This window comes from Corynebacterium breve (assembly GCF_030252165.1).
Lineage (GTDB): Bacteria > Actinomycetota > Actinomycetes > Mycobacteriales > Mycobacteriaceae > Corynebacterium > Corynebacterium breve.
In genome coordinates this window covers 2,023,444-2,050,413 of the sequence record NZ_CP126969.1, presented here as the reverse complement: position 1 = coordinate 2,050,413, position 26,970 = coordinate 2,023,444, and the positions used below count along the sequence as shown (strand labels likewise).

Sequence of the window (26,970 nt, the reverse complement as noted above, 5' to 3'; positions counted from 1 at the left end):
GCTTAAACCCATTAGCAACGACGCATGCCGAATTTGAGGTGCTGTCTGACGAAGTGCGAATTTTTCGCTACCATTGCGCGCTTGTGCAGGTGACGCCCCTGTGAGCTGGCCTTATGCGAAGACGACGATGGATCGTGCAGAATCTTCCAAGCGCGAAAAAGCCGTATGTGATGTATGTCACATACGGTGGTTCTTATGTAGCTGGGTTAGGATTTTGATCCCGTGATGTAGTTTGTGGGGAGCTCTTCGGAAGGTGCTTCCGCGTCCAGCGAGGGATTGATTACCGGAGCGTCAAAGGCGTCGGGGCCCAACGGTTGGTAAACCATTACATCGGGCGTTTCATTGAGACCGTAATAATCGATGAGTCCGTCGCGGATTTCGTCGGTAAGCTCGCCTTCATTGACGTACGGAGGAGCGTCCTTCATCTGTTCCTTGGTAAAAGCGACGTGGAGGTTGTCATCGATGAGTCGGTGGCCACGGAGCGGAACGATAGTGAAGAAGTTCTGGAAGATTCCGTAGTTGATCGTTGCGAAGTCTGGCTGATGCGAGCCCTTATTGATGAAGATTTCTTTGACAGTACCCAGAATGTCACCGCGTGAGTCGTATGCGGTGGAATCAATGAGGCCTTTAATGCGCTTCATGGTGTTGCTCATCCTAACCGGTGCAAACCCTGCTCAGCGAGTTCTGGCAGGACACTTCCATCTCTAAACATAAATGAAGAAAGACATTTCGATGAAATGGAACAGTTTGGGTGGTCTAAACCCATTCGAATCATAGTTCCTTTTACCCTGTCGTGGCCTGACAAAGGTTGGTTAGTCTGGTCGAACGGCCTGCATGTCACGCAAATGACGGTAGAAGGTCACGCGTTTGACCGGTCGGGGATGGTCAATTCCGTCGATCGTGATCTGAATATCTAGGCCCCCCGACTGCACAGCTCGTCCGGTCAACAAGTGTGAACCATCGACGCGGTTCGTCGGCACGGCTTTACCCCGCGTGCGCCACCGCAAGATCGGCATATCAAACCACGCTTGCATTTGACGAGGATCGTGTTGAGTAAGTTTGCCCTCGCTGATGCGAGGGGTCACCAGCGGAGCAGCGACGATTCCCGGAGCCTCGGTCATCGGAACTAGGCGTGCACCGAACTGACCAAAGAACCGCGCAGAATCACCTTGGTCGTCACGCAGGACCAAGACATCAGAATCGACAACGATCTCCCCGATGTACTCTTGCGCGTTGAGATGCGTCAGTGTCGCCGAGCCGGCCACTACCGTCGAGGTGTCCGTTCGGATCGTCGGGACTGGGCGGACTGAGCCATGAAGAGCGTTCTGCACGGCGTTATCTGCAGTGATTCCCCAATTGACCGAAGCAGGCGACGTAGGGTCGGTGGGAATATAGGCAACCTCCGCCCACATGTAGTCAGCGCGCATCATGCGCGTGAGTACAGCAGAGAGTGCGGCGTCGCTTCCGTGAACAATCACGCGGAGCGGTTGATTCGGAATTTGGGGCGCAAAACTGGGCGCGCCCAAATGCTCGACATCAGGCTGGGCTGCGATCTCATCCAAAGAAGGGGTGGGATCAACAGGCAATTCTTCAGCGGAGATCTGGTCTAGAAAGCGCAGTTCTTTTCTCGTCGGCACTGCACGGACTTTGTATTGCTCAACTGGGGCAGGAGAATCGTCGATAAGCGAGGAAAGAATTTCCGTGCCACAGGCAACATAGATGAACCGCATGTGGGGAAAGTCTACCCGGACGAGTACAATGACCCTGCGTATTGTTCACAAAAGGATCGGAAGTGATCGCATGGCAGCCATCGTTATCGTCGGCGCTCAATGGGGCGACGAGGGCAAGGGCAAAGCCACTGATATTCTCGGCGGGCAAGTTGACTTTGTGGTCAAGCCCAACGGCGGCAACAACGCTGGACACACCGTGGTTGTCGGCGGAGAGAAATACGAGCTCAAGCTGCTGCCTGCAGGCGTGCTGAGTGAAAACGCCACCCCGATTCTGGGCAACGGAGTAGTGATCAACCTGGAAGCCCTCTTCGAAGAGATCGATGGCCTTGAGGCACGCGGCGCTGACGCATCCCGCCTGCGAATTTCCGCCAACGCTCATCTAGTGGCTCCGTACCACCAGACCCTCGACCGCGTTCAGGAGCGTTTTTTGGGTAAGCGTGCGATCGGCACCACCGGCCGCGGCATCGGGCCTACCTATGCTGACAAAGTCGGTCGTGTGGGTATCCGCGTGCAAGACATTTTCGACGAGTCCATCCTGCGCCAGAAGATCGAGTCGGCGCTTGACGTGAAGAACCAGATGCTGGTCAAGATGTACAACCGCAAGGCCATCGATCCAGAAGAGATCGTGCAGTACTTCTTGGGCTACGCCGATCGCCTCAAGCCAATGGTGATCGATTCCGAGTACGTGTTGAACACCGCCCTCGACGAAGGCAAGCACGTCCTAATGGAGGGCGGCCAGGCAACCATGCTCGATGTTGATCACGGCACCTACCCGTTTGTCACTTCTTCGAACCCAACCGCCGGTGGTGCCTGCATCGGTGCGGGCATCGGACCAACCAAAATCACCGCGTCGCTGGGCATCATCAAGGCATACACCACTCGCGTTGGTGCAGGTCCTTTCCCTACCGAGCTGTTTGACAAGTGGGGCGAGTACCTCCAGGTCACCGGTGGTGAGGTCGGAGTGAACACCGGCCGCAAGCGCCGCTGTGGTTGGTACGACTCGGTGATTGCGCGTTACGCCTCCCGCGTCAACGGCTTTACCGATTACTTCCTTACCAAGCTCGACGTGCTGACCGGTATCGGCGAGATCCCCATCTGCGTGGCCTATGACGTGGACGGCGTGCGTTACGACGAAATGCCGCTCACCCAGACTGAATTCCACCATGCGGAGCCAATCTTCGAGACCATGCCAGCGTGGGACGAAGACATCACTGGCTGCCGCACCTTTGAGGAGCTCCCGCAGAAGGCGCAGGATTATGTTTTGCGTTTGGAAGAGCTCTCCGGCGCGCCAATGTCCTACATTGGTGTGGGACCAGGCCGCGATCAGACCATCGTGCGCAACGATGTCATGGAGCGCTAAAACACAGCCGCAATTGAAAGGATTGGGTCAGCACTAGATGAACTCCACTCGCCTCGGAACACCGATGACCGCCAACGCCACCAAGGTGTTGCTGCTGGGAAGCGGTGAAATCGGCAAGGAGCTGACCCTGTCTTTCCAGCGTTTGGGGCTGGAAGTCCACGCCGTGGACCGCTACTCCAACGCGCCAGCGCACCAAAGCGCCCACTTCTCCTATATCGCAGACGCGCGAGACCCACGCCAGATCAACGAGCTGATTGAGAAGATCCAGCCCGACTTCATCGTCCCTGAGATCGAGACGGTGGCCGCTGAATCGCTAGCGCGCGCCGAGGAAGAAGGCAGCGCAGTCGTTGTGCCGACCGCCCGCGCCTGCGAGCTTTCCCTGTCTCGCGAGGGTATTCGTCGCGTAGCAAGTGAAGAGCTTGGCTTGCCGACGACCGCCTACCGCTTCGCTTCCTCCGCCGCAGAAGTCGGCGCAGCCGGCGACGAATTGGGCTACCCATGTGTGGTCAAACCAGCTATGTCGACCTCGGGTCGGGGGCACACTTTGCTCAAAGGTCCCGAAGGGGTGGAGCAGGCGTGGCAGGAGGCATACCAGCCAGATTCGCCGAACCCACAGGTCACGGTGGAGCGCTTCGTTGATTTCGACTACGAGGTCACGATCCTAGCGGTGCGTTCCATCGACCCCGCAACAGGGGAGATGGCTACGTGGTTCTGCGAACCAATTGGTCGCAAACACTCGCATGGTCGTTTGGTGGAGTTCTGGCAGCCGGCACTGATGAGCGACGGCGCGATGGACAATGCCCGCTCGATGGCCGCGCGCATCACCAATGCCATGGGTGGGCTGGGTGTTTACGGTGTCGAGCTATTTGTCAGCGGTGATGAAGTCTATTTCTCCAGCGTGTCTCCGCGACCGCACGACACCGGTACCTTGACCACCTCGACGCAGCGCTTCTCCGAATTTGACCTACACGCCCGCGCGATTTTGGGTATGCCCATTGATGTCACGCTGGTAAGTCCGGGTGCATCGCGATTTGTGTACGCCTCGGATTTCACCGAGACCGTTTCGTTCGGCGGCATCGCGGAGGCTCTGGCGATCCCAGAGACGGATGTGCGCCTCTTCGGCAAGCCAAAGGCATACCCCGGTCGTCGCATGGGAATTGTCACCTGCACCGCGGACACCATCGCCGAAGCCCGTGCGCGGGCGGAAGAAGCGGCAGCGGCGATTACGGTGCAGGCTTGAGGATCAGCTGGGCCAGTTTTGCTGCCGAGAGGCGCATGTTTTGGTGGGGGACGCCGGTGTCGTCGAAAAGCTCTCCCTCTGGCATGAATCCGTACTTTTCGTAGTACTGCACAAGTGGCTGCTGGGCATCGAGAATCACATCGTCACCTGGGTGATTCTCAAAAACGTACCTGAGTGTATAGCGAAGCAATTTGTCTCCCAGACCCGTGCCACGGTAGTCGGGAGCCAAAACGAAACGGCCGATTTGCGTGATGTCTTCTCCCGGTACAACGCGGGTAGCGCCAATGACCTGTGAATGATCCTGGGAGGTCCGCCACGCCAAGATATGGCGGGTGTTCTTGTCCGCGTCGGCATCGTCGATCTCCTGGTACGGAGTTTTTTGCTCAGCGACGAACACATCGACGCGCAGCTTGTACAGGGAGTGCACCTCGAGTGGGGAGAGATCAATCAGGCGGAGGGAGGAAAACTGAATTGTCATAGCTTCGAGACTACTCATTGGTGCAAGGAAAACATGCAGGTGACACGGTACTGTGCACCTCGGCCATTGCCACTCCACAGGCTGTAGCGCAAGAAACCACAGTGCTCGAGCAAGCCTCGTCCACCCTGTTCCCTCATTCATCTGAAAATAGGGAACAGGGCTTCTTCTGGTTTGCCCTTTCGGCCCTGCCATTCATGCCAGTGCTGTTCCTGCAGAGTTGGATGAACCAACACCTTTCCTCCTAGAAGGATCAGCTCTCCGCTGCAGTGTTGGAGTGGGAAAGCATGTCATCCCACTCCACAATCTTCTTCCGTTCACGTCCTTCGGCCTGGCCAAGGGCGCGTTCTGCTGAGTCAAGTTGGTACCAGCCGTCCCAAGTGGTGATAGGGATCTGGCGTCCTTCCAAAAAGTCCAGGATGTCCTGCGGGTCCCGCTTGGACGCTTGGGTAAGCTTTCCGGCCTTGTAGTCGTCGATAAGCATGGCGGTGGTGTCTTTCGCGTCACTCTTGGTGTTGCCGATGAGTCCCACAGGGCCACGCTTGATCCAGCCGGTGGCGTAGAGCCCTGGGACGATGTCGCCGTCTGCAGCAGTGAGGACATGGCCGTCGTCGTTCGGGATGACCGATTTTACAGGGTCAAACGGCACACCTTCGACGGCCTCGGGGCGGTAGCCTACCGCGCGGTATACAGCCTCAACTGGCCAGGTAGTGAACTTGCCGGTGCGGCGAACGCCCCCGTTGCCGTCTAGCTCGGTGCGCTCGGTCTTAAAGCCAACAACCTTGCCGTCTTCGCCGAGGATTTCTACTGGAGCTTCGAAGAAGTGGATGTAGATCTTGTGTGGTGCGTCTTGCGGCTCGCGCATCGCATAGCCTTCGAGAACCTGGCAGACGAGGTCCACGGCCTTGGTGCTTCGTCGCGCGTTAACGGAGGCTTCGTCGTAGTCGATGTCTTCTGGGTCGACGATGACCTCGATGGTGTCGGAAAGATCGAGTTCTTTGAGCTCCTGCGGGGTGAACTTTGCTTGAGCTGGCCCGCGACGACCAAAGATATGAACTTCTTTGGCTGCATTGCTGGATAGGTTTTGGTAGACGTTGTCTGGGATTTCGGTGACGTGTAGCTCGTCGGCGGTTTTCGCTAGGATGCGTGCGATGTCCAACGCGACGTTACCCACGCCGACAACAGCAACTTTCTCTGCGGTGAGGTCCCAGTCGCGTGTGAAGTTCGGGTTGCCGTCGTAGAAACCAACAAACTCTCCGGCGCCGAAGTGACCTTCCAGCTCGTGTCCTGGGATCGGGAGATACTTGTCGGCGGTGGCACCGGTGGCGAAGATGATGGCGTCGTAATAATCACGCAGTTCGTCGACAGTGATGTCCTTGCCGATGTCCACGTTGCCAATCAAGCGAATCTCTGGCTTGTCCAAAACATTGTGCAAGCTTTTGATGATGCCCTTGATACGTGGGTGGTCGGGGGCAACGCCATAACGAATCAGGCCGAACGGAGCAGGCATACGTTCAAACAGGTCGATGGAAACCTCGACACCCGACTTAACTAGCAGGTCGGATGCGTAAATGCCGGCTGGTCCGGAGCCTACAACGGCAACGCGAAGCGGAGTGTTCATGAACATCCCTCAATTTGGTGTTATCTAAGTTGAATTGCTGCATCCTAGTGTATCTGTTTCCCCAGTTCTAGCGGAAAGCGGGCCAGTGCGATACCACTAGAAATTTGCCAATAATGCGAACTTGCAACATGGAATATGTGATTTAGGGCTAGAATGATCACGAAGTGCCGCGTGCGCCACACTTTTCGACGAAAAGTTGACCAAACTACCAGTACGGCGCAGTGCGGACCATCCCAGTACTCTGCGAAGTACACGGTAATTAGAGGACTTTATAACGAAAGGGCAGGCCGATGGCAGACCAGCGATCAGCACTGATCACAGCAGTAAACCGCAATTTTGATGGCGTTGACCTTGTCGCACTGGCGAATAATCTCGGACTTCGCGTCGTCTCTCTCGACGATCACGAATCCGCTTTGGGCGCTATCTACTCCGCGAACATTCTCTCTGGTGGCCCAGCGCTGGTCATTGGTACCGGTAATAACACCTTCGACGCTGAAGTGGCCGCAGCTCTTGGCGTCCCTTTGCTTATTCTGACCGATGGTGTTGGCCGTCACGGTGAGCTGGGCGAGCGCTCTGCAAAGCGAGTTGACGCGGCTGTTGCTGGCACAGTCACTGCTGATGACCTGGCAGATTCCGCGCGTATCGCAGGCATGCTCAAGGTTGACGCTAAGCCGGTCATTTCTGCCCCGGTATTTGAGGCACAGCTGCTGGAACGTGCGAAGACCGTTGGGGCACACATCGTTCTTCCCGAGGGCGAAGACGACCGCATCCTCCTCGCGGCAGGCCAGCTCCTGAAACAGGAGATTGCAAAGCTGACCATCTTGGGCGAGCCCGAAGAACTGAAGCGTCGCGCGGGTGAGCTAGGCGTTGACCTATCCGACGCTAACCTGCTCAACCACCTGACCTCCCCGCTGCTTGAAGAGTTCGCTAACGACTTCGTCGAAATCCGCAAGAAGAAGGGCGTCACCCTCGAAGAAGCGCGCGAAACGATGAAGGACATTTCCTACTTCGCAACGATGATGGTGCACAAGGGGCTTGCCGACGGCATGGTCTCCGGCGCAGCGAACACCACGGCCCACACCATCCGACCTGCACTGCAGATCATCCGCACTACCCCAGATACCTCGGTTGTCTCTTCCATCTTCCTGATGGTGATGCGCGGCCGCCTGTGGGCATTCGGCGACTGTGCAGTCAACCCGAACCCGACCGCAGACCAGCTCGGTGAGATCGCAGTTGTCTCTGCAAAGACCGCAGCGCAGTTTGGTATCGATCCAAAGGTTGCGATGCTGTCTTACTCCACAGGCACCTCCGGTGCAGGCCCAGACGTTGAACGCGCAATCCAGGCGCTGGAGAAGGCCCGCGAGCTCGACCCATCCCTCGCCGTGGACGGTCCGCTGCAGTTCGACGCTGCCTGCGACCCAGGCGTGGCAAAGAAGAAGATGCCAGAGTCCCCAGTTGCTGGTCAGGCAAATGTCTTCGTCTTCCCAGATCTTGAAGCAGGCAACATCGGCTACAAGACTGCACAGCGCACCGGCGGTGCCCTCGCAGTTGGCCCCATCCTGCAGGGCCTGAACAAGCCGGTCAATGACCTGTCCCGTGGCGCGACCGTTCCAGACATCGTGAACACCGTTGCAATCACCGCAATCCAGGCAGGAGGCGCCAAGTAATGACATACGCACTGGTTATCAACTCGGGCTCTTCGTCGATCAAGTTCCAGATCGTCGACCCCAACTCAGCTGCGTCGGATGATCCCTTCGTCTCCGGCTTGGTAGAGCAGATTGGCGAGCCAAATGGCCGCATCACCATCAAGCACGCAGGTGAGAAGCACGCCACGCAGCTGCCGATCGCAAACCACAAGGTCGGCCTTGAGACCTCCATGGCGATGCTCAATGAGCTTGGATGTGGCCCAACTCAGGTAGAGATCACCGCTGTAGGCCACCGCGTGGTGCACGGCGGCATGGTGTTCTCCGTGCCTGAATTGATTAACGACCAGGTCGTTGAGATGATCCGCGACTTGATCCCGCTGGCGCCTCTGCACAACCCTGCGAACATCGACGGCATCGAGGTCGCTCGTGAAATCCTGCCGAACATTCCGCACGTTGCAGTCTTCGATACCGGCTTCTTCCGCGATCTCCCACCAGCGGCGGCGCTTTATGCGATCAACGCTGAGGTAGCAGCGAAGAACCAGATTCGTCGCTACGGTTTCCACGGCACCTCGCACGAGTTTATTGCGGGACAAGTTCCTGCGATGTTGGACCGCCCTGCTTCCACCGTGAACCAGATCGTCCTTCACTTGGGCAACGGCGCTTCTGCATCCGCGATCAAGAACGGACACCCGATCGACACCTCGATGGGCATGACCCCGCTCGCGGGCTTGGTCATGGGTACGCGCTCTGGCGATATCGACCCGGGCATCATTTTCCACTTGGCGCGCAACGGCGGCATGAGCATCGACGAAATCGACAACCTGCTCAACCGCCAGTCGGGCGTCAAGGGCATTGCGGGTGTCAACGACTTCCGCGACCTGCACCGCATGATCTCCGAGGAAAACGAGAACGCGTGGCTGGCGTACAACGTCTATATTCACCAGTTGCGTCGCCTCATCGGCGCTTACATGATCGCGCTTGGTCGAGTGGATGCAATCACCTTCACCGCGGGTGTGGGTGAAAATGACGCTGCTACCCGCGCTGATGCGCTGGCAGGTCTGGCGCACTACGGAATCAAGATCGACAAGGAACGCAACGAGCTCCGTTCCGGCGAGCCACGTCAGATCTCCACGGATGACTCCACCGTTCGCGTCTTCGTGGTCCCCACCAACGAGGAACTCGCGATCGCGCAGAAGGCGACTGCACTGGCTGCCAAGCTGGGCTAATCTCTGGAGCTAGCCACACACAACTTGTCCTGCGGACCAGACAGAAGTCCGCAGGCAAAGGACATCGAAGGCCCCCTGCTACTGAACTGCTCCCCACTAGTTGGACTGAGAAATCAGTTTCCGACTAGTGGGGAGTTTTTCTTTTGAGAGCACGAAGTTCGTTGAGTCAGGCACAGCGGGAGCAGCTCGTTGAGTTATTTGAACAAGGGCTGGGCTATACGGCAGCAGCTCATCGTTTAGGGGTTAACCCCTATCCGGTGAAGAGGCTTGCCCGACGGTTCAAGCTTCATGGCAAGCTATGTCTTGTGGAGAAGCCAACGAAGCAGCAATATTCCTTTGAGGTAAAGAAAGACATCGTTGATCGGTTCAATGCTGGCGAGTCCAAGATGGAACTCGCCAGGGATTTTGGTTTATCTTCGGATCAACTTGTCTCTGGTTGGGTGCGTGCCTGGCGTGCCGGCGGTGATGAAGCTTTGCGGCCGAAACCGAAAGGGCGCCCGAAAGGCAGTTCACCTGCGAAACCGTTCACTGAGGAAGATCGGTTGCGTCGCGAGGTAGAGAAATTGCGGGCGGAAAACGCGTATTTAAAAAAATTGCGGGACGTGAGGAACCAACGACGAGGCTAAAAGCTGAGGTCATCGTCATCCTCAAGTCAACTCACCGCCTGGACGATCTGCTGGGTGCGGCAGGGCTTGCCCGGTCAACGTTTTTCTATCACCAACAACGCCTCACCATGGGCGATAAGCACGCCCAGCTCAAGCAAGCAATCATCGAGGTCTTCGAGCGTATGAACCGTCGTTATGGTTACCGGCGGGTGCACGCCCAGCTGCGCCGGGCAGGATGGGTCGTTAACCATAAGCTGGTCTATAAGCTCATGGACCAGCTCGGGTTGAAGTCAAAGGTCCGAGTGAAATAGAAGTACAACTCGTACAAAGGCACTGTCAGCCACATTGCGAAGAATGTGCTGGATCGACACTTCACACCTGATAGGCCCAACACGGTGTGGGTCAGTGACATCACGGAATTTCGCGTTGCTGGCACCAAGGCTTATTTGTCGCCGATCATGGATCTATATGACCGGTCAATCCTGTCGTACAGCGTATCTACCTCACCAAATACAGCCTTGACATCACAGTCTCTGCGTGACGCCATCGCACAACAATCACCAGGGCAAGGACTGCTTGTACATACAGATCAAGGGGTCCAGTACCAGCATTCCAGCTGGCGCGGGCTGATCACAAGCATCGGTGGAGTGCAGTCAATGTCAAGGAAAGGCAACTGCTATGACAATGCGGTGATGGAAAACTTCTTCGGGCACTTAAAGACTGAGATGTACCACGGTGAATCATTTACCAGCTTGCAGGAGTTCTACAAGGCAATCGATGACTACATCTACTGGTACAACCATGAACGCATACAGAAACGACTCAAGGGTCTGACTCCGATGCATTATCGGAACCAGACCCTTGAACCCCTAACCGCCTAGAATTAAACCAGTCCAACTTTCAGGGGCCAGTTCATACACAGGAGCAGGGGGCCTTCGTGCTGCGTCGCGCAGCACCAAAGCGTTAGAACCAGGTCGAGGGGCGCACTTTATTGGCCATGTCCACCAGCGCATAACGGTGCCGTGGATAAGGCGACAAGCGTGCCTGATCGCGCAAGGTGTTGGATAGTCCCAATCGTAGGCCGTGCTGCGTGAAGTCGTATTCGAAAAGCTGATTCGGTGAGGCCGCCGAGTCCACGCCAGCATCGCGCAAGAAAGTCAGACCGGCGTTGAGTACAGCGATCTTCATCTGCAAGAAGCGTGGCTCATTGGTCGGAATTTCCTCCAGACGGCGAGCAGCACGGCGAATCCGCGATTCTGTGAGGGTGTCCGAAATCAGGTCCAGGATCGTCGTCAACTGCGCCATGCGGTGGTGGCGGGATGACTGCGGCACTTTGTCCAAGGCGGCGACCGCAAGTTCCACCTGGCGTTCCGCCATCAGCTGGCGTGCAAGACCAAATGCCGACGACACCGTCGTTGGGTTGGTTAGCCACACCAAAGAGTACAAGCGCATGGCATTAAAGCGCAGGTCAGAAGGTGTGGTGGTGATGTGGGTCCAGTCGGCTGTGAGGTCTTCGAATACTTCAGGGTCCAGCATGCCCAAGTGCGCCGTGATGCTAGAGGTGGCGCGGGCAGTGGCGTCGTCGAGAAGCTCTTCGTGAGCCATGCCCTGCTCCTGCAGGATTAACTCGTCCACAGCTGCGATGGCGAGCTTCGGCGCTGCCTCGCCGGGCAGCACCTCCAGCACGCGGACGAAATGCAGCTGGGCTGGTTCGAGCTGATTGAGCAGCAGCTCGGTGATGCCGGAGTACCAGTTGAACCGCCAGTTTTGCGCAAGACGTTCCTCCAGTGATTGCAGCCAGTTGCGCGCCTGGTTGGTCAGCCCCAGCTCGAGCATCGCACGCACCACCGCGAACGGAATCTCGTCGGACTCCTCGTATTCCGGGGTGCGCATGGCTTGGCGCAGCGACTCCAGCGTTTCCTGGGGCTCTGCGTAGGAGGAACCGCTCAGCATCGGAGCGGCAACATCATCACGATCGATCAGCGGTGTGGGTACGGCAGAAACGACTTCCTGTGGCGTGATCTCCACGGTGCGGTTGATGCCGTCGAGCAGCTGGTCAGTGCGAAACACCAGGTGTTTGGTGCCAAAAGTTGTACGTTGCGGCGAGAACAGCGAGTGCTGCGCTGGGTAATTCTTGCCGTCACGCAGCGCGATCACCTCGCGCAGCACGCCGAAGAGCTGCGGCTCAAGCTCGCTTATCGACGAAAAACGGCGCTTCGGATCGGGATGGCAGCACCGCTGCAGCAGCCTGTAGAACGACAAGAACCTGCGGAAGGTCGGCTCGACGGTCGGTGAAGGCAGCCCCTGACGGTAGATCCCATTTTGCTTGGGCAGGGGGACAGTAAGCGCGGCGAGCGTGCGGCCAATCGTGTAGATATCGCTGGCGATCGATGGGCCTTCCGTTGCCACCTCCGGTGCTTGGAAACCCTTGGTGCCGTAGATGAAACCGAAAGCACCAATACCGGAGACGGCGCCCAGATCGATCAGTTTCACCTGGTCTTCGGTGACGATGATGTTGTCGGGCTTGAGGTCGTTGTAGACAACGCCACGGGAGTGGAGATAGTCCAGCGCGGGCAGCACTTCGAGGATGTAGGCGATGGCGATGTCTAGGGGAAGTAGGTGATTCTCCTGGTTGTTGCGCTGTTTGCGCAGACTCGGCCCGCCGACGAACTCCATGACGATAAACCCACCGGGGACGCGGATGTCGTCGATAAAGTTGAAAATCTTCACGATTCCCGGGTGCGTAATGTCTGCGAGAAACTCGCGCTCGGCGATCGCGGCAGCCGTCTCGTCGGCGGATTTCTCGGCTTGCATTCCCTTGAGCACCACGAGGCGCTCGGACACGAAGTGGTCCTCGGCAAGGTAGATCCAGCCCATACCGCCGTGTGCGACAACGCCGAGGATCTCGTACTGGCCGGCGACCATGTCTCCTGGTTTTAGCTGTGGTGGCGAAATCTTCTTCTCACGAATCGCCTCCGAGGGGTCTTTTAGCGCGTTCTCCGGCTTCGTGGGTGGCACCCACGGTAGCTCGACCATGCCGTCGGCCACTGCACGGTTGGTTCGTTTGGTGCCGTGGCGCTCGCGAAAGGTGTTAATCGCTAGACGACGAGCCCGCTCCGATGTGTCTTCCTGTGGCGAAGTCGCACGGGAATCACGCAGGTGGTCGAGGTCCTTCAGCAGATCGCCAAGGCCACCTAAATCGGAGTAGGCACTATCTTCTTCCTCTTCATCGTCGGCAAAGGGGTCAAAGGCGACGGCTTCGGTGCCGGTGTCGGCATCATCATCGTCGGCGAAGGGATCAAAGGCGACAGCCTCGGTGCCCCTGTCTTGAGGATCAAGGGTGCTGGTCATCGGGGAGCGCCTCCTCTTCTTCGCGGTAGTGCAATAGCGGTGGGCCGGCAGCGGACAAGTAATCACCGAACCACTTGTTGTACATCTCGATCCACGTGCCATCTTTTCGAATGCGCTCCATGGTGGAGTTCACTTGGCGGACCAACCCCTCGTTGCCCTTTTTCACTCCCACGGCATAGAACTGGTTTGCCAGTGGCAGGGACACAATATCGGTGGAGGGGTCTTGGGCAGCCATTCCAGAAAGGATGGTGTCGTCGGCAAGTACTGCGTCGGCTTGGAACTGCTGCACTGCCATGAGGCAATCTGCCCAGCGGTTTGTGATCAGAAGGTAGGAATCCGGCGCTTGGACGCGGGCCATGTCGACGGCGGTGGAACCGTCGGCGACGCAGATGGTGCCTTTGCCGATGGTGGAGATATCGACGATGTTGGAGCCGCGTGGGACCAACATGCGCATGTTGGACGACAAATACGGCGTGGAAAAGTCGACTACGTCTTGACGCGGTGGCGTGACGGTCATGGTGCGGATGACTAGGTCCACGCGCCCCTCTTGGAGGGACTTCGCGCGGTCGGATGAATCCACAAACCGGAAGTCCACTTTGGCGCCGGTGCCCAACATGTCGTGGGCGATCTCGCGGGCGAGTTCGACCTCAAAGCCGGTAAGCTCGCCGGTCACGGGGTCGCGAAAGCTCAGCAGGTACTGGGATTGGTCAACGCCGACGACGAGGCGGTCGCGGCGTACGATCCGTGGGACGCGCTCTTGCGGGGTGGCGTCGTCAGGTCTTAACGATCCCAGGATCTCGCGGTCGCTCGCGGGCTCGGGCGCGACCTTATTCGCCGGCTCAATGTGGGAACCCGACGGCAGCGGCTGCCCAGCGAAATTCAGCGGCAACGGTTCGGGCAGCGGCACGTAATCGGGGCGCGGGCTGCAGCCGGTCACTAGGAGGACGGAGGCGAGGAGGGCCACGGTGATCGTCGATAAGCGTCGCATTACAGATACTCCTGCAATCGTGGACGGATGCCCAACCATACGGACATGATCGAGAGCAGCGACAGGAACATCACCGACGCGGACACCAGGTGCGTGGCGGAGAGTCCATCATTGATGTATTCGCGCATCGTGCTGCGGGACTGCAAGATGAGCTTTTCCAGGGTGGCGTCCAGGCGCTTGTATGCCATTGCAGAGGTCGGGCGCCCGTTCGCATCCACATTGACGGCGGTAGACAGGCGCACGGCTTCGTCGTAGTTGCCGTCTTCGATGGCGATGTTGAGTTTTTGGTGAGCCTGGTTCCAATCGTCCAAGCTCGTGCGGGCAGCCTGGATCAGTTCTTGGTTATCTTCGTTCTCGGCGGCATCGAGCGCCCAGGAAACTTCGTAGAAAGTGGTGTCGAAAGAGTGGGTCGAGGCGACGGACTCGCGACGAACCAGCGCTAGGGTTTCGTCGGTGCGCGACTCCTGCGCAAGGATCCTGCTGGTGGTGAGCTCGTCCCATGGCCCAGATGCGTCCTCGAAGCCACGTGTGCCGGCGGACCAGGTTGCGAAGTTCGAGGCCAGCACCCACAGCACCGCCACGCCCATCAGTGCAGTGGCTGCGAGGAATCCGCGGTTGAACCGGCGACGGGTCAGGCGCCACAGCCACACTTGGGAGAGCATGAGGAACACAATCGCGGCGACCAAGCCCGAGATCGGCACAAGTTGTGGCAGTGAGAGGCGCTTCTGCTCGGTGGAGACCTGTTCACGAGTGATCTCAAACAGGCGGGAGGCCCGGGGCAGCAGGTCGTCGCGCATTACGGCGGAGGCGTCAGACATATAAGTCGCGCCGACCGGGTTGCCCATGCGGTTATTCGTTCGCGCGGTTTCCACCATGCCGGTGTACAGGGGAATCTGGCGCTGAATCTCGGTGACTAGCTCCTGGATCTCATGCATTTCCTCCGGGTCTGAATACACCGCATTGCCGACGACCATGTTCGCCGCCACCACCGCTCGGTCGATCGAGGCATGGTATTCGCGCCGGGCGGAGGCGGATTCGCTGCCGCCTTCGACGAAACCACTGGTTGCGACCGTTTCCGCCTGCGACAGGCTGGTGTAGAGGATGTGGGTGGAGTTGCTCATCGGCTCAGTCGCGGTGAGTAGTGCGTCGAGGCTGTCCTGGCGGTTGGCGGATGACTGGCTCATGGCGTAGCCCGCGGCGAAGATTGCCATGGTCAGGAGCACTCCAACGGCGACGAGTCGGCCCGGCGTAGTGCCGACGAACGACCACGTTCGCTTGAGCCAATTGATTGGAACGCTAAAGGAATCGGCCAGACGGGTGCGCCAGGTCTTTTCCTCGGGGTGTTCTTCGATGCGGTCGAGCCAGGCGTCTTCGACGTTTCCCTCGCGGAAATTGACGTGGTCGGGGACATCGGCAGCGTCCTCAAGCTGTGCCGAGCTTGACCCACCAGGAACGGTGCCGGGCATGGCGGGGCCCCGCGTGTTGTCCTGAGTGGTTCGCGTCATATTTTAACCTTAACGTGAAGCCGATAGTGATTACCAGAGCGGGGCATCCCGACCTACTTGTTCTAAGGCTACTCTGGGATGCATGATTGGTGACGGCAACGGATGGCTTGATGGTCCCAATGGTGCCCGCCTTTGGGGTAAGTACGGTGCTGCGGGCGTGTTTCTGCTGGCAGGATCACGTGTTCTCTTGCAGCACCGAGCTGAATGGACGGCCAACGGTGGTACCTGGGCGCTACCGGGCGGGGCGCGCGATAGCCATGAAACTGTGGAAGAGGCCGCGCTGCGCGAGGCGGTCGAAGAATGCTCGATCGATACCGATCGCGTCCACGTGTTCCACTCACTTGTCACGGCAGGCCCGTTTGAGTCTGGCTGGAGCTACACAACCGTGCTTGCCCGGACGGTTGACGGGGAACCTATCCCGACCGAAGCGGACGAGGAATCCTTGGAGCTCCGTTGGGTTGAACTGGAAAATATTAGAGAATTACCGTTGTTACCTGCATTTGAACGCTCACTTGAAACAATTCTGTGGCACTGTAGTAACCATGATTGAACTTAGTGGCCTGACAAAGCAATACGGTCAGGTTCGGGCAGTCGATGACCTCACCTTCAATGTTGAACCTGGTGTGGTGACCGGCTTCCTGGGCCCAAACGGCGCAGGCAAATCCACAACGATGCGGATGATCCTGGGCTTAGACAAACCAACCTCCGGCACCGCCACCATCAACGGCGAGGCGTACCGCAAGATGCGGAACCCGATGAACAAGGTGGGTGCGCTGCTCGACGCGAAGGCGACTCATCCGAATCGTTCCGCACGCGCGCACCTGCAGTGGATGGCACAGGCGTCCGGCATTGATAAGCACCGTGTTGACGAAGTCTTGGCACTGGTCGGCCTCACCGATGTAGCCAACAAGAAGGCCGGCGGGTTCTCGCTCGGTATGGGACAGCGCCTAGGTCTCGCCGGCGCCATGCTCGGCGACCCCGAGATCTTGCTTCTCGACGAGCCCGTCAACGGCCTCGACCCTGAAGGTATCCGTTGGGTGCGTAGCCTGCTCAAGTCGCTTGCCGACGAGGGTCGCACCATCTTGGTTTCCTCGCACCTGCTGAGCGAAATGGCGCTGACTGCCGACCACCTCGTCGTCATCGGCCGGGGCAAGTTGGTAGCGGATACCTCGGTACACGAGTTTATTAAGCAGCACTCCACAGTGACCACCGTTGTGCGTACCGATCACTTCGAAGAGTTCAAGAGCGCGCTGACCGCCGAGGGGATTTCGTTTAACCAGGCCCTCGACGCCGACGGCCGCCCAACGCTGGAGATCCCGGAGCGTCCCTCCGATGAGATTGGCGCGCTGGCGTACTCCACCGGCGTTATGCTCTCCGAGCTTGCGGAACGCCAGGCATCGCTTGAGGAAGCTTTCCTCCAGACCACAGAAGACGACGTGCAGTACCACGGCACGGGACATCAGAAAGGGGCAGCTGAGTAATGGTTGTTCGTAACATGCTTGCCGAATGGACCAAATTACGCTCCACCGCTTCCTTCTGGTGGACCTCCGCGTTGATCCTGGTCTTCACCATCGGTTGGACGATTCTGTTCGCATCCCTGGACTCTGCCGATGCACCGAGCTACGACCCAATGCTTGTCACATCCAGCTACTCCACCTTCTCCTTGGCTGTGGTGATGATCCAGGCGATTATGATCGTGACCACGGAGTACCGTTTCAAGGTGTCGGGCACCAACTACCAAGTCACCCCGCAGCGCTGGGAAGTGGCGGTAGCCAAGCTGCTGCTTTACGTCATCATCTCGGTGGTGCTGAGCTTTGTCACCTTGGTTATCGCTTACGTCGCCGGTGACCTGATCGCGGCAAACCCGATCGACTGGACCGAAAACGAGTTTGTCAAGCGCAGCCTGTGGGTTCTCCCGCTGTGTACTGCAGCTGTTGTCGTGTTCTGTCAGGGCATTAGCTGGCTGATCCGTCAGACCGCTGGCGCTGTGTCGCTGGTTCTTGTCTGGTGGCTCATCCTTGAAGGCATGCTGGCTATGATCCCGAAGGTCGGCGACAAGATTTTCAAGTACGCGCCGTTTAACAACTTCAACCAATTCCTCAACGACACCCCGAACCCTGATTGGGGTATCTGGACTTCGTTCGGAATCTTCGCCGCGTTTGCTTTTGGTTTCTGGATCATCGGCGTGATTGTCCTAGAACTCCGCGACGCTTAAACTGAGCTCTACATCCTGCAAAGCCACTCTCTCCGGGGAGTGGCTTTTTACATTTCCAAAAGCGAGTAAACACTGATCAACAGGGCCGGCACAATGAAGTAGCCCAGCGCCATTGCACCAAACGTCAACCACACGCTGCGCTCCGCGATACGCCCTGACATGCGTGCCAAACGGTAAATCAGCCGTCGCATCGGACCGATTAATGCGACAACCAGCGCACCAAACACGTTGAATGCCACGTGGACGATAGCCGCTTGGAAAGCAACCGTTGGATAGTCGCCCGGGGTAGCAAACGCGGTGATCACCGCTAGCATCGTCGTTCCCACGTTGGCCCCCAAGATCACTGCCATATAACCGCGGAGATCCGCGAGCTTGGCGGTGGCAAAAGGAAGAGTCGCAGAGACTACTGCCGACGACGCCTGGATCAACACCGTAAGCAGCATGCCCGCACCGAATCCAAAGGCGGCCGAGCCGCTAGAGGTGTGGCCAAGGAGTTTCCAGGCAAGGGGCGTGAGGAGGTGTTTGAGCTGGTCGTCGATAAGCCGAATGCTGGCAACCAGAACCACGATGCCAGCTACGATCGACCACATGCCATGGAAGGGCACCAGGCGGGCGAGTTCGATAAATGTTTCCACGCGCAGAGGCTCGCCGGGCAGGTCAATGTGCGGGGCAAGATGCCGCATCGGGCCGAAGAAATACTCGATCGGGAAGATCAACAACACAAATACGGTGTTGAACCACAAATGCAGCGCGGCGGTGGAGTGAGCGGTGCGGAAGTCCTGCTTGTCGTGCAGGTAAGAAAACGAGACGATCATCGGCGTGACGGTGGTGCCAATGTTGGCGCCCAAAATGATCGGGATGGCAGCGTCGAGTTCGAGGATGCCTGTGGCCACACTAGCGACGACGAGTGCAGTGACCGTTGAGGAAGACTGCACTGCCGCGGTGGCTAAGAGGCCGACCATGAGCGCGATGAGGGGATTGCGGGCGAGGTCTACCAGAGTTTCAACGCGGTGGAGGCTGATCTCGTTGACTCCGCCAGCGATGAGGTACACGCTGAACACCAGCGCGAGCACCGCCACGACAATGACAGCGATGCGTGCCGCTTTGCCCGCGGCGGATAGAGCGATCCGATCGGCGTCGTGTTCCAGCGGGAACACCGTAGAAACTGTGCCCGGTGCGGCCAAAAGGAGTCCCTTTCGCAGTTGGAAGCTATTGCAGTGCGGAGGTCAACTTCATTACGTTGTCGACGTAGCGTCGTGTCCAAGGGCGCTCGTTCCACTTAGTCAGAGTGAGCTCCTTGGAAACACTGAGATAATTATTCGCCAATTCATGCAGTTCGTCCAATAAGGTGCCTTCGGTGACAAACAGGGTGTTCTCGTAATTCAGTTGGAAAGAGCGCATGTCCATGTTGGATGACCCGAACACTGCAACTTGGTCGTGGGCTCCGGGATCGGTGATGGCAAACTTGGTGTGCAGAATATACGGTGCGGGGAACTCCCAGATGCGCACACCGGCCTGGAGCAGTTGCTGGTAGTAGGCAGACTGTGCATGCGTGACCATGAACTGATCGGCCTTTTCATTGACCAAAAGATCCACGCGGACTCCACGCAAACAAGCCGTGGTGATGGCATTGAGTAGCGACTCGTCAGGCACAAAGTAGGGCGAGCAGATAATCACGCGTTCATCGGCGTGATAGAGCATCGAGTTGAACAGGCGCAGCGACGGCTCCGTGATGTAGCCCGGGCCGGAGGGAATCAGCTGGAGGACGTTGAGGTCGGGGGAGGAGGGGTCGTCGTTAAGCGGGGGATTGATGTCGAGAGTTTCGCCCGATTCGGTGTACCAGTCGATGGCAAACATAGTCTCTAGTGAGGCGACGATCGGTCCTGTGACCTCGACTAAGGCATCGATCCACTGACGGCCGGCGCGGACGTGGTTGGCCATAAGGTAGGAGCGATCGATGATGTTGTAGGAGCCCATGAAGGCGGTGCGGCCGTCGATGATAATGGCTTTGCGGTGATTGCGCAGGTCGGGGCGGCGGAACCGGCCGCGCCACGGAATCAGCGGCATCATGAGGTACCAGTCGACGCCGATCTCGGTGAGGCGACGGCGGAACTTGTAGCGGTTGGGGTACTTCCAAGACCCAATGTGGTCGAACATCAGGCGAACTTTCACACCACGCTGGACCGCGCGCTCCAGAGCCTCGTAGAACTTTGCAGACGTGTCGTCCCAGGCCTGGATATAGACCTCGACGGAGACGTATTCTTCCGCTTCGTCGACCGCGTCGGCCAGCCGTTGCATAGTTTTCTCATAGTCGGTCCACAGAGCTTTGACGTGGCCTTGCAACGCGGGGTGTCCCGTGAGTGTGCGATTGAGGCTGATTAAGCCCTCGACGTCGGCGGTATACGAGTGGCCTGCGGGGATGTCGGGGACGTGGCGCTGGACATCTTCGATCATCACCTGCGCTTCCTGCTGGATGCGGTGCCTGCGGCGGTTGACCAGCGCCGACCCAAGAATTAAGTACAGAGGAACGCCCAGAAACGGCACGAAGATGATCAGTAACAGCCAAGCGTTGGCCGTGCCCGGTTTGCGCCCCTCTGGCACCACACCAATGGCCACCACTTTGACCACGAACTCAACGAGTACGCCCAGCCATTGCCACCACGCGAGCTCGGGGAAGAGAAAGCCTGACACCTACCGAACCTCGTCGAGGCTCACATCGTGCAGGTCGTAGTCCGCGATCACCGGCGCGTGGTCGGATGCTCCCTTGCCGTCGCGCTCAGCCACATCGACCCACGACTTTACTAATCGACGAGCCAGTGGGTCTGTAACCAACTGAAAATCGATCAACATGCCTTCGTTCTTCTGAAAACGCATGCCCTTGTAATCCCAGTAGGAATAGGGTTCGTCGTGGGTGACCTGGCTGAGGCCGGATTCCAGCAGCATGTCAAAGGCGGCTCGCTCAGGCTCTGTCACGTGCGTTTTGCCCTCGAAAGCGCGAATATCCCAAACGTTGTCGTCGCGCGGCGCGATGTTGTAGTCGCCCGCAAACACCTGCGGTGCAGCCGGATTGATCTCGTCTTGCAGCGCATAGAGGAACTTCAGTTTGTAGTCGTAGTGCGGGTCGCCGATTTCTCGGCCGTTGGGCACGTACAAACTCCACACGTCCACGCCGCCGCAGGTAGCGCCGACCGCGCGGGCCTCGATTTTCTGCGGCTCCAGCGGGTCTTTGTGAAAACCGGGCTGGCGTTGGAACTGCGTGCGCACGTTCTCCAGCCCCACGCGCGAGGCGATGGCCACGCCGTTCCACTGGTGGAAGCCCACGTGTGCGACCTCGTAGCCTGCGGCTTGGAATACGAAATACGGGAACTTGTCGTCGGCAGTCTTGGTTTCCTGCATGGCAAGGACGTCGATGTCGTTGCGCTCTAAGGCAGCGACAATCCGCTCAGCGCGCGTGCGTACCGAGTTCACGTTCCACGTTGCAATCCGCATGCCAGCTAGCCTAGTTGACCTCCACGAAAGGTGGCATACCGGTGGCGGTGATGTTCCATGAATCCGAGCTTGTTGTACAGTCCCAGCCCAGCGCGGTTGGTCGAGATCACCTGTAGGTATGCGCTGTCCGCGCCTTCCTCGCAGCCCCAGTGCAGCATCTGAACGCCCAGCTCAGTGCCCAAGCCTTGACGACGAAACTCTGGTGCCACTTCCACCGCCGAGTAACCCAGCCAGCGGGTTCCGTCCTCAGACTCGGTGAGCGTGCCACGGGTGATGGCAACGGTGGCGCGGTCGTCATTGAGCAGCCTGCCAAAGCCCAGCTCGCCATCGATCTTGGCCGATAACTCACGCAGAGCGGCGACAGGTAACTCTTGGCCACGGAAGTGGTACATAGCCAGCCAGTCGGCATCGGGCTCGTTGTCGATGCGAAAAGTAAGCCGACCAGTGGGGCTCGGAATACCGGTGAGCTCGCGCGTCATGACGACGATTTCAGGAGACAATTCCCAACCGGGTTCTGCCAGTACGTGCTTCTCGGCGGAGGCACCGATGCGCTCGGGGATGAGCAATTGCACGGGCATGTTGCGGTCGCTGTAGAACTCGTTCAGCTCTTTGAGCGGCAGCGGCTCGAATCCGACGGAACGCCCGAGCGGGGCCGCGGAGTTGGAACGCTCTGCGATCTCCTCGCCGGCGCGGGCGAGCCAGCCGCCAAACCACTGGGACTCGCGGCCCGGAAAAGCCTTGGCGGTGGCGACTTCCACGGCGCGGATATCTGAGTTGCGAATCATCCGCGGGGAAAGCCGCTTGATTACGTGCAGCTCTTCCGGGGTGATTTCCACAGTGGGCAGGAATGACGGGTAGCCGCCGACCTCTTGCGGGCGGATCACCAACGGGTCGATGGACTCGACGTGGCCGATGACATCGGAAAACTGATCGCCAATCTTGCGGCGGACAACAACGCGGTCGCCGACGCCGACCTCGTCGGAACGGAAAATCCTGGACATTAGTGTCCGAACGGGTCCTCGTCGACGCCCGGCATCCATGTCAGACCCGCTTCGGTCCATCCATTGGCCTTAACGGCCTTTTTCGCCTGACGCTTGAAGCGGCCGGTGAGCACGTCAAGGTAGGTAAAGCCATCGAGGTGACCGACCTCATGCTGCAGGCAGCGCGCGAAGAACCCGGTGCCTTCGACGGTAACCTCTTCGCCGTTTTCGTCCAGGCCGGTGACGCGGGCCCAATCGGCACGGGCGGTGGGGAAGCCCTCGCCGGGAACGGAGAGGCAGCCTTCGTCGTCGGAGCCGTCGTCCGCAGGCATTGTCTTCGGGATTTCGCTAGTTTCTAGGATGGGATTGATCACGGTACCGCGACGCATCTCGCCCTCGTCTGGGCAGTTGTACACGAAGATGCGCTTAGGCACACCGATCTGGTTGGCAGCGAGGCCGACACCGTTGGCCACATCCATGGTCTCGTGCATGTCGGCGATAAGTTCTTGCAAATCTGCGATCGGCTCGGTGACTTCCTGCGTTGGGGTGTGCAGGACTGGGTCGCCGTGGATCACAATTGGGCGAATGGTCATGGCATACAGTTTAAGCATGCTGTCCGACATCGACCTCACCCTCCTCGACTTCGAGGCCCGCGCGCCACGTTCCATCGGCGCAAAAGAGGAGGCTATCCGCAGTGAGCTCGGCCTTTCGCCGGTGCGTTACTACCAACGCCTCAACATGCTTATCGACGACCCCACCGCCCTGGCCGCCCGGCCCCAGTTAGTGCGTCGGCTGCAGCGTGTCCGAGACCAGGACGATAAATCAGCACGCTAGAGTAACGCGTGTGACTAACGTGAATTCTGATACTCAAGAAACTGGAGCCGCAGGCTCTTCCTCCGCAGCCGGCGCGGGCTCCTTCCCGTACCGCGGCCTTGCCATGATCCTCATCGCCGTCGCAGTCCTTTTCGGCCTGTGGGGCCTCTATACCCTGACTCAGGGCAACAACAACCCTGCCGCGACTGTCGCCACCCCAGACATGACGCAGAACAACACCGCCCCTGCCCAGCCTGGTCAGTCTGGCCAGACCTCGGGTCAGCCTGGTCAGCCTGGTCAGCCTGGTCAGCCTGTTACACAGCCGGCCGGGCAACCATCCGGGCAGGCCTCGGATGAGACTGGTCGAGCACCAGGTGCAACCAACGCACCTGCGCCCGGTCAGCCGAGCGGCCAGGCTGGGGCGGGGGAGTCGTCGACAAGCAAAAAGATCAACGTATATAACAACTCCACTGTCCCTAACCTTGCGGCGGACGTGTCGGACAAGCTGCGCGGCGAGGGCATGGACATCGGCGAGGTAGGCAACCTCCCCGAAGAATCCATGATCGTTCCCGAGACCACCGTCTATTTTGATCCACAGGCGGAAGGCGCTGAGCAGCGCGCACGCGAATTAGCTGACCGAATTGGTGGCGTCGCGCAAGAAAATGTTGATACCCTACCTGCTGAAGCAACGCGCGATGGTGCCCTCACCCTCGTCATGACAGGACAGGTAAACCTCTAGTGGATCCATACCGGGAATTTGCCCGCTCGCCCGAGCCCACACTGGGCATCGAATGGGAAATTGGCCTCATCGACCCCGAAACGCGCGACCTTGTGCCACGCGCCGTGGAAGTCATCGAGGAGGTGGAAGCGCGCAACCCCGGCCTGCACCTAGAGCGCGAGTTCCTCCAGAACACCATCGAGCTGGTCACCCCGGTTTGCCACACGGTTCCAGAGGCAGTCGCGTACCTCACCGAGACCCTGGGCAAGATCCGCTCAGTCGCCGATGAGAAAGGCCTTCGCTTGTGGGCCAGCGGCGGTCACCCGTTTTCCGACTTCCGCGAGCAGGCCGTCTCCGCAAAGATGACCTATGCGGAGATCATCAACCGCACCCAATACTGGGGACAGCAAATGCTGCTCTGGGGAGTTCACGTTCACGTTGGCGTGCGGCATGAGGACCGCGTCTGGCCGATCATCAACGCCCTGATGACCAAGTACGCCCACCTTTTGGCGCTGTCGGCATCATCACCCGGCTGGGACGGCCTAGACACCGGCTACGCCTCCAACCGCACCATGCTCTACCAGCAGCTGCCCACCGCAGGCATGCCGTACGAGTTTCGCTCATGGGCCGAATGGGTCCAATTCATGACAGACCAGCGCACCTCCGGCGTCATCAACCACACCGGCTCCATGCACTTCGACATCCGCCCCGCCGCAAAATGGGGCACCATCGAAGTCCGCATCTCCGACGCCACCTCCAACCTGCGCGAACTCGCCGGCATCGTCGCTCTGACTCACTGCCTCGTGGTGTACTACGACCAGCTTATCGACGAAGGCGCTGACCTACCCATCCTGCAGCCCTGGCACAACGCCGAGAACAAATGGCGTGGTGCCCGCTACGGACTCGAGGCGCTGGTGATCACCTCGCGCGACACCGACGAACGTTGGGTCACCGAGGAGCTTGTCGATCTGGTCGATGAGTTGCAGCCCGTTGCGCAGCAGCTGGGATGTGCTGCCGAACTTGCGATTGTCCTGGAAATCCTCGAGCGCGGGGCCGGCTACCACCGCCAACGTCGCGTTTACGAGGTCACCGGTGACTGGAAGGCCGTCGTTGACGCCACGTGCGACGAGATGGAGTCCATGACCTGGCCGTAGGTGGCCGGTTTTGGCGGACATTTCGGCAAATCCCGAATTGCACATGCCGAACGCCCTGGATGGTTTACGCGGTCGTCGCGAAGCATCTAGGGCGTTCGGGTTCTGCCGTTAGGGAAGTGGCTCGGGGTCATGCCGCGCGGGCCACTATTGAGCGCACAGTGGCAGCAAAACTGGCAGAATGACGATGCAAATCCGCAGGCGACACCCGCAACACCCGGTAGCCTAAGTTTTGCAGCCACTTTTCACGCTTGCGCTCGGCCACGATCACCGAATCAGTTGACTTTCCGAAGGTGGCCCCGTCGTATTTCGATTCGCCATCGACCTCAATGATGAGGAAACCCGCTACGCAAAGATCGACGCGGGTACGCGAACCGACGTGCTTCTGCACCTCAAGGTCACCGATGCCTGCCTCGATCAGCAATGCACGCGCGAAACTCTCGTACGGCGATTCCGACTTGGCCACCGCGTGAGCGATGCACCGCCGCGCAACCGCAACTCCTTTGACCCGGCCAAGGAGATTGAGCTGAGTGGTCAACGTTTGTTTGGTGAATCCGGTGGCGAGCAGCCAATCGGCGGCCACCAGCCCTTCGGCGAACCCGTGGTAGCGAGCGATGTCCAAGAACGCCCTCACGCGATGCACCGCACGGGCTCCGTTGATGATAGTGATGTCGTCGCTGGTCAGCGCCGCATAGCGGTAACGCGTGCCGGCCGCCTGGTTCTTCAGTGGCGGAACGTGGCCTGACGGAAGGGCGAATTCCGCGACCTCGTCGGTCAGTGGCACCACCCACATGCCATGCAATCTAGCGGCGGTCCTCCCGATAGCGACGGCTTCGTGACGGTCCCGGCCCTTTGCCACGATGTCGATCCAGTGTTGCAGGTGACGCGGGGCTTGCTCAAACACGTCGGAGTCGATGGCGTAATTGGGCGAGAGCCGCTTTAGCTTGCCAGAGTGCAGTTGTCGCAGCGTGCGTGTGTCGGTGTTGGACAGGTGGTGCAACGGGGCGAGGGATTGCAGCAGGAATTCAGGTGTCATAACCTATTGGACTGCAAAATCTGCCGAAAGGTTGCATGGGGAGGCCGACTTTTTACCAGATCCCGAATTGCACATGCCGAACGCCCTGGATGGCACACGCGGTCGTCGCGAAGCATCCAGGGCGTTCGGGTTCTGCCGTTAGGAAAATGGCAGCGCAGCTACTTCGCGCGACGGGGACGGTGGTCGGCAGGGGCGTCATTGCGCGACATATTCTTCTTCTGGCCGTACAGCGCTTCACGACGAGACACGCGGCCGAGGCGCTGCGCGGTAACCGGGTTGGTCATGAGGGCGAAGATCACCAGGAGCACGAGCATGCCCAGGTCACCCTTTTCAGCCACACCGAACTGCGGCGAGCCGGTGACGCGGATGATCGAGCCGACCACAACCAACACAAGCCCAGTGGTCTGCGGTTTTGTGATGGCGTGGACGCGACTCATGGTGTCGCGAAAGCGGATCACACCGACGGCGGCCGAAAACACCAAGAACGCACCCAGGATGATGAGTATCAAGGAGACGATGTCAGCGAAAAGTGCATAGGTCATGTTAGGAACCATCCCTCTTGCGGAAGCGGGCGACAGACAGCGTGGAGATGAAGCCGAGCAACGCAATGACGATCATGACATTGACCACGGTGGTGTCCAGCGTCCAACAGATGTAGGTAGCCAGGGCGCATTGGAGCATGGCGGTAATGCCATCCATGCCAAGGATTCGGTCCAATGAATCGGGGCCGATGATGATGCGCCAGGTCATGATCAGAAAGCCGGCGGTGAGCAGAAGCGCCGCGACGAGAAGGAACGCGTTGTACAGAGTGGGGTCCATGG

The 26,970-nt window shown here is 58.9% G+C and carries 25 protein-coding genes and 1 pseudogene; 11 read left to right on the top strand and 15 right to left on the bottom strand.

Going from position 1 to position 26,970, the window contains the following annotated elements:
* Positions 1–206: 206 nt before the first annotated feature.
* Together QP027_RS09970 and QP027_RS09965 are read right to left on the bottom strand one after the other, a co-directional pair.
* Complete coding sequence (locus tag QP027_RS09970) at positions 207–641, bottom strand: PRC-barrel domain-containing protein (protein ID WP_284824502.1); 435 nt, start codon at positions 639–641, stop codon at positions 207–209.
* A gap of 171 nt (positions 642–812) precedes the next feature.
* Positions 813–1,730, bottom strand: coding sequence for a hypothetical protein (locus tag QP027_RS09965; RefSeq protein WP_284824500.1), 918 nt, complete (start codon positions 1,728–1,730; stop codon positions 813–815).
* Positions 1,731–1,800: 70 nt separating this feature from the next.
* On the opposite strand from QP027_RS09965, the gene QP027_RS09960 reads away from it, so the two are divergent.
* Together QP027_RS09960 and purT are read left to right on the top strand one after the other, a co-directional pair.
* A complete protein-coding gene (locus tag QP027_RS09960) occupies positions 1,801–3,090 on the top strand; it encodes an adenylosuccinate synthase (RefSeq protein ID WP_284824499.1) in 1,290 nt (429 codons plus the stop codon).
* Positions 3,091–3,127: 37 nt separating this feature from the next.
* Positions 3,128–4,330 carry a formate-dependent phosphoribosylglycinamide formyltransferase gene (purT, locus tag QP027_RS09955; RefSeq protein ID WP_284824497.1) on the top strand — a complete coding sequence of 401 codons (1,203 nt, stop codon included), beginning with the start codon at positions 3,128–3,130 and terminating at the stop codon, positions 4,328–4,330.
* Here purT and QP027_RS09950 read toward each other — a convergent pair.
* Together QP027_RS09950 and QP027_RS09945 are read right to left on the bottom strand one after the other, a co-directional pair.
* On the bottom strand, positions 4,314–4,808 hold the full coding sequence (locus QP027_RS09950) for a GNAT family N-acetyltransferase (protein WP_284824495.1): 495 nt from the start codon (positions 4,806–4,808) through the stop codon (positions 4,314–4,316). The genes purT and QP027_RS09950 overlap by 17 nt on opposite strands.
* Before the next feature lie 250 nt (positions 4,809–5,058).
* On the bottom strand, positions 5,059–6,426 hold the full coding sequence (locus QP027_RS09945; RefSeq protein WP_284824493.1) for an FAD-dependent oxidoreductase: 1,368 nt from the start codon (positions 6,424–6,426) through the stop codon (positions 5,059–5,061).
* Positions 6,427–6,716: 290 nt separating this feature from the next.
* Between QP027_RS09945 and pta the strand changes: the two genes are divergently transcribed.
* The 3 genes and pseudogenes from pta (at position 6,717) to QP027_RS09930 (ending at position 10,784) form a co-directional block, all read left to right on the top strand.
* Positions 6,717–8,093, top strand: coding sequence for a phosphate acetyltransferase (gene pta, locus QP027_RS09940; RefSeq protein ID WP_284824491.1), 1,377 nt, complete (start codon positions 6,717–6,719; stop codon positions 8,091–8,093).
* Positions 8,093–9,298 carry an acetate kinase gene (locus QP027_RS09935; protein ID WP_284824490.1) on the top strand — a complete coding sequence of 402 codons (1,206 nt, stop codon included), beginning with the start codon at positions 8,093–8,095 and terminating at the stop codon, positions 9,296–9,298. Before pta ends, QP027_RS09935 begins: the two co-directional genes overlap by 1 nt.
* 143 nt (positions 9,299–9,441) lie before the next feature.
* Positions 9,442–10,784: pseudogene (locus QP027_RS09930) on the top strand (IS3 family transposase).
* Between the two features lie 82 nt (positions 10,785–10,866).
* Here the strand turns inward: QP027_RS09930 and QP027_RS09925 are convergent.
* The 3 genes from QP027_RS09925 to QP027_RS09915 are packed head-to-tail and all read right to left on the bottom strand — an operon-like array spanning position 10,867 to position 15,747.
* Positions 10,867–13,254, bottom strand: a complete 2,388-nt coding sequence (locus QP027_RS09925) for a serine/threonine protein kinase (protein ID WP_284824488.1) — start codon at positions 13,252–13,254, stop codon at positions 10,867–10,869.
* Positions 13,238–14,242, bottom strand: coding sequence for a glutamate ABC transporter substrate-binding protein (locus tag QP027_RS09920; protein WP_284824486.1), 1,005 nt, complete (start codon positions 14,240–14,242; stop codon positions 13,238–13,240). The genes QP027_RS09925 and QP027_RS09920 overlap by 17 nt, the downstream gene beginning before the upstream one ends.
* Positions 14,242–15,747 carry a GlnX family signal transduction membrane protein gene (locus QP027_RS09915; protein WP_284824484.1) on the bottom strand — a complete coding sequence of 502 codons (1,506 nt, stop codon included), beginning with the start codon at positions 15,745–15,747 and terminating at the stop codon, positions 14,242–14,244. The genes QP027_RS09920 and QP027_RS09915 overlap by 1 nt, the downstream gene beginning before the upstream one ends.
* An 82-nt stretch (positions 15,748–15,829) precedes the next feature.
* Between QP027_RS09915 and QP027_RS09910 the strand changes: the two genes are divergently transcribed.
* Genes QP027_RS09910 through QP027_RS09900 form a run of 3 tightly spaced genes read left to right on the top strand, consistent with a single transcriptional unit; the run spans position 15,830 to position 17,962 of the window.
* Positions 15,830–16,297 carry an NUDIX domain-containing protein gene (locus QP027_RS09910; RefSeq protein WP_284824483.1) on the top strand — a complete coding sequence of 156 codons (468 nt, stop codon included), beginning with the start codon at positions 15,830–15,832 and terminating at the stop codon, positions 16,295–16,297.
* Positions 16,290–17,228, top strand: coding sequence for an ABC transporter ATP-binding protein (locus tag QP027_RS09905; RefSeq protein ID WP_284824481.1), 939 nt, complete (start codon positions 16,290–16,292; stop codon positions 17,226–17,228). Before QP027_RS09910 ends, QP027_RS09905 begins: the two co-directional genes overlap by 8 nt.
* Positions 17,228–17,962: an ABC transporter permease gene (locus tag QP027_RS09900; RefSeq protein ID WP_284824479.1), complete on the top strand. Its 735-nt coding sequence runs from the start codon at positions 17,228–17,230 to the stop codon at positions 17,960–17,962. The genes QP027_RS09905 and QP027_RS09900 overlap by 1 nt, the downstream gene beginning before the upstream one ends.
* 47 nt (positions 17,963–18,009) lie before the next feature.
* On the opposite strand, the gene QP027_RS09895 is transcribed toward QP027_RS09900, so the two are convergent.
* From QP027_RS09895 to QP027_RS09875, 5 genes are read right to left on the bottom strand one after another with little or no spacing between them, the layout of a single operon-like run.
* Positions 18,010–19,119, bottom strand: coding sequence for a Na/Pi symporter (locus QP027_RS09895; RefSeq protein ID WP_284824477.1), 1,110 nt, complete (start codon positions 19,117–19,119; stop codon positions 18,010–18,012).
* A 52-nt stretch (positions 19,120–19,171) separates the two neighbouring features.
* Positions 19,172–20,653 carry a cardiolipin synthase gene (gene cls, locus QP027_RS09890; protein WP_284824475.1) on the bottom strand — a complete coding sequence of 494 codons (1,482 nt, stop codon included), beginning with the start codon at positions 20,651–20,653 and terminating at the stop codon, positions 19,172–19,174.
* Positions 20,654–21,451, bottom strand: coding sequence for an exodeoxyribonuclease III (locus QP027_RS09885; RefSeq protein ID WP_284824473.1), 798 nt, complete (start codon positions 21,449–21,451; stop codon positions 20,654–20,656).
* Between the two features lie 5 nt (positions 21,452–21,456).
* Positions 21,457–22,452 (bottom strand): N-acetylglutamate synthase, CG3035 family, encoded by a 996-nt coding sequence (locus tag QP027_RS09880; RefSeq protein WP_284824471.1) that lies wholly within the window; start codon positions 22,450–22,452, stop codon positions 21,457–21,459.
* Positions 22,452–23,024 (bottom strand): peptide deformylase, encoded by a 573-nt coding sequence (locus QP027_RS09875; RefSeq protein ID WP_284824469.1) that lies wholly within the window; start codon positions 23,022–23,024, stop codon positions 22,452–22,454. Before QP027_RS09875 ends, QP027_RS09880 begins: the two co-directional genes overlap by 1 nt.
* On the opposite strand from QP027_RS09875, the gene QP027_RS09870 reads away from it, so the two are divergent.
* From QP027_RS09870 to QP027_RS09860, 3 genes are read left to right on the top strand one after another with little or no spacing between them, the layout of a single operon-like run.
* Positions 23,023–23,265 (top strand): DUF3263 domain-containing protein, encoded by a 243-nt coding sequence (locus QP027_RS09870; RefSeq protein ID WP_284824467.1) that lies wholly within the window; start codon positions 23,023–23,025, stop codon positions 23,263–23,265. The two genes, QP027_RS09875 and QP027_RS09870, sit on opposite strands and share 2 nt — an antisense overlap.
* Positions 23,266–23,275: 10 nt before the next feature.
* A complete protein-coding gene (locus QP027_RS09865; RefSeq protein ID WP_284824465.1) occupies positions 23,276–23,983 on the top strand; it encodes a LytR C-terminal domain-containing protein in 708 nt (235 codons plus the stop codon).
* On the top strand, positions 23,983–25,116 hold the full coding sequence (locus QP027_RS09860) for a glutamate--cysteine ligase (protein WP_284824463.1): 1,134 nt from the start codon (positions 23,983–23,985) through the stop codon (positions 25,114–25,116). The genes QP027_RS09865 and QP027_RS09860 overlap by 1 nt, the downstream gene beginning before the upstream one ends.
* Positions 25,117–25,243: 127 nt before the next feature.
* Here the strand turns inward: QP027_RS09860 and QP027_RS09855 are convergent, their stop codons facing one another.
* The 3 genes from QP027_RS09855 to QP027_RS09845 form a co-directional block, all read right to left on the bottom strand.
* The gene (locus tag QP027_RS09855; protein WP_284824462.1) at positions 25,244–26,149 is read right to left on the bottom strand and encodes a PDDEXK family nuclease; all 906 of its coding nucleotides are present in this window, start codon (positions 26,147–26,149) and stop codon (positions 25,244–25,246) included.
* Positions 26,150–26,307: 158 nt separating this feature from the next.
* On the bottom strand, positions 26,308–26,691 hold the full coding sequence (gene mnhG / locus QP027_RS09850; protein WP_284824461.1) for a monovalent cation/H(+) antiporter subunit G: 384 nt from the start codon (positions 26,689–26,691) through the stop codon (positions 26,308–26,310).
* A gap of 1 nt (position 26,692) precedes the next feature.
* Positions 26,693–26,968 (bottom strand): monovalent cation/H+ antiporter complex subunit F, encoded by a 276-nt coding sequence (locus QP027_RS09845; protein WP_284824459.1) that lies wholly within the window; start codon positions 26,966–26,968, stop codon positions 26,693–26,695.
* Between the last annotated feature and the right edge of the window lie 2 nt (positions 26,969–26,970).

Excerpts from the sequence above, each read along its gene's own strand:
- QP027_RS09970 (WP_284824502.1), bottom strand. The coding sequence starts at position 641 with ATGAAGCGCATTAAAGGCCTCATTGATTCCACCGCATACGACTCACGC.
- QP027_RS09965 (WP_284824500.1), bottom strand. The coding sequence starts at position 1,730 with ATGCGGTTCATCTATGTTGCCTGTGGCACGGAAATTCTTTCCTCGCTT.
- QP027_RS09960 (WP_284824499.1), top strand. The coding sequence starts at position 1,801 with ATGGCAGCCATCGTTATCGTCGGCGCTCAATGGGGCGACGAGGGCAAG.
- purT (WP_284824497.1), top strand. The coding sequence starts at position 3,128 with ATGAACTCCACTCGCCTCGGAACACCGATGACCGCCAACGCCACCAAG.
- QP027_RS09950 (WP_284824495.1), bottom strand. The coding sequence starts at position 4,808 with ATGACAATTCAGTTTTCCTCCCTCCGCCTGATTGATCTCTCCCCACTC.
- QP027_RS09945 (WP_284824493.1), bottom strand. The coding sequence starts at position 6,426 with ATGAACACTCCGCTTCGCGTTGCCGTTGTAGGCTCCGGACCAGCCGGC.
- pta (WP_284824491.1), top strand. The coding sequence starts at position 6,717 with ATGGCAGACCAGCGATCAGCACTGATCACAGCAGTAAACCGCAATTTT.
- QP027_RS09935 (WP_284824490.1), top strand. The coding sequence starts at position 8,093 with ATGACATACGCACTGGTTATCAACTCGGGCTCTTCGTCGATCAAGTTC.
- QP027_RS09925 (WP_284824488.1), bottom strand. The coding sequence starts at position 13,254 with ATGACCAGCACCCTTGATCCTCAAGACAGGGGCACCGAGGCTGTCGCC.
- QP027_RS09920 (WP_284824486.1), bottom strand. The coding sequence starts at position 14,242 with ATGCGACGCTTATCGACGATCACCGTGGCCCTCCTCGCCTCCGTCCTC.
- QP027_RS09915 (WP_284824484.1), bottom strand. The coding sequence starts at position 15,747 with ATGACGCGAACCACTCAGGACAACACGCGGGGCCCCGCCATGCCCGGC.
- QP027_RS09910 (WP_284824483.1), top strand. The coding sequence starts at position 15,830 with ATGATTGGTGACGGCAACGGATGGCTTGATGGTCCCAATGGTGCCCGC.
- QP027_RS09905 (WP_284824481.1), top strand. The coding sequence starts at position 16,290 with ATGATTGAACTTAGTGGCCTGACAAAGCAATACGGTCAGGTTCGGGCA.
- QP027_RS09900 (WP_284824479.1), top strand. The coding sequence starts at position 17,228 with ATGGTTGTTCGTAACATGCTTGCCGAATGGACCAAATTACGCTCCACC.
- QP027_RS09885 (WP_284824473.1), bottom strand. The coding sequence starts at position 21,451 with ATGCGGATTGCAACGTGGAACGTGAACTCGGTACGCACGCGCGCTGAG.
- QP027_RS09880 (WP_284824471.1), bottom strand. The coding sequence starts at position 22,452 with ATGTCCAGGATTTTCCGTTCCGACGAGGTCGGCGTCGGCGACCGCGTT.
- QP027_RS09870 (WP_284824467.1), top strand. The coding sequence starts at position 23,023 with ATGGCATACAGTTTAAGCATGCTGTCCGACATCGACCTCACCCTCCTC.
- QP027_RS09875 (WP_284824469.1), bottom strand. The coding sequence starts at position 23,024 with ATGACCATTCGCCCAATTGTGATCCACGGCGACCCAGTCCTGCACACC.
- QP027_RS09855 (WP_284824462.1), bottom strand. The coding sequence starts at position 26,149 with ATGACACCTGAATTCCTGCTGCAATCCCTCGCCCCGTTGCACCACCTG.
- mnhG (WP_284824461.1), bottom strand. The coding sequence starts at position 26,691 with ATGACCTATGCACTTTTCGCTGACATCGTCTCCTTGATACTCATCATC.
- QP027_RS09845 (WP_284824459.1), bottom strand. The coding sequence starts at position 26,968 with ATGGACCCCACTCTGTACAACGCGTTCCTTCTCGTCGCGGCGCTTCTG.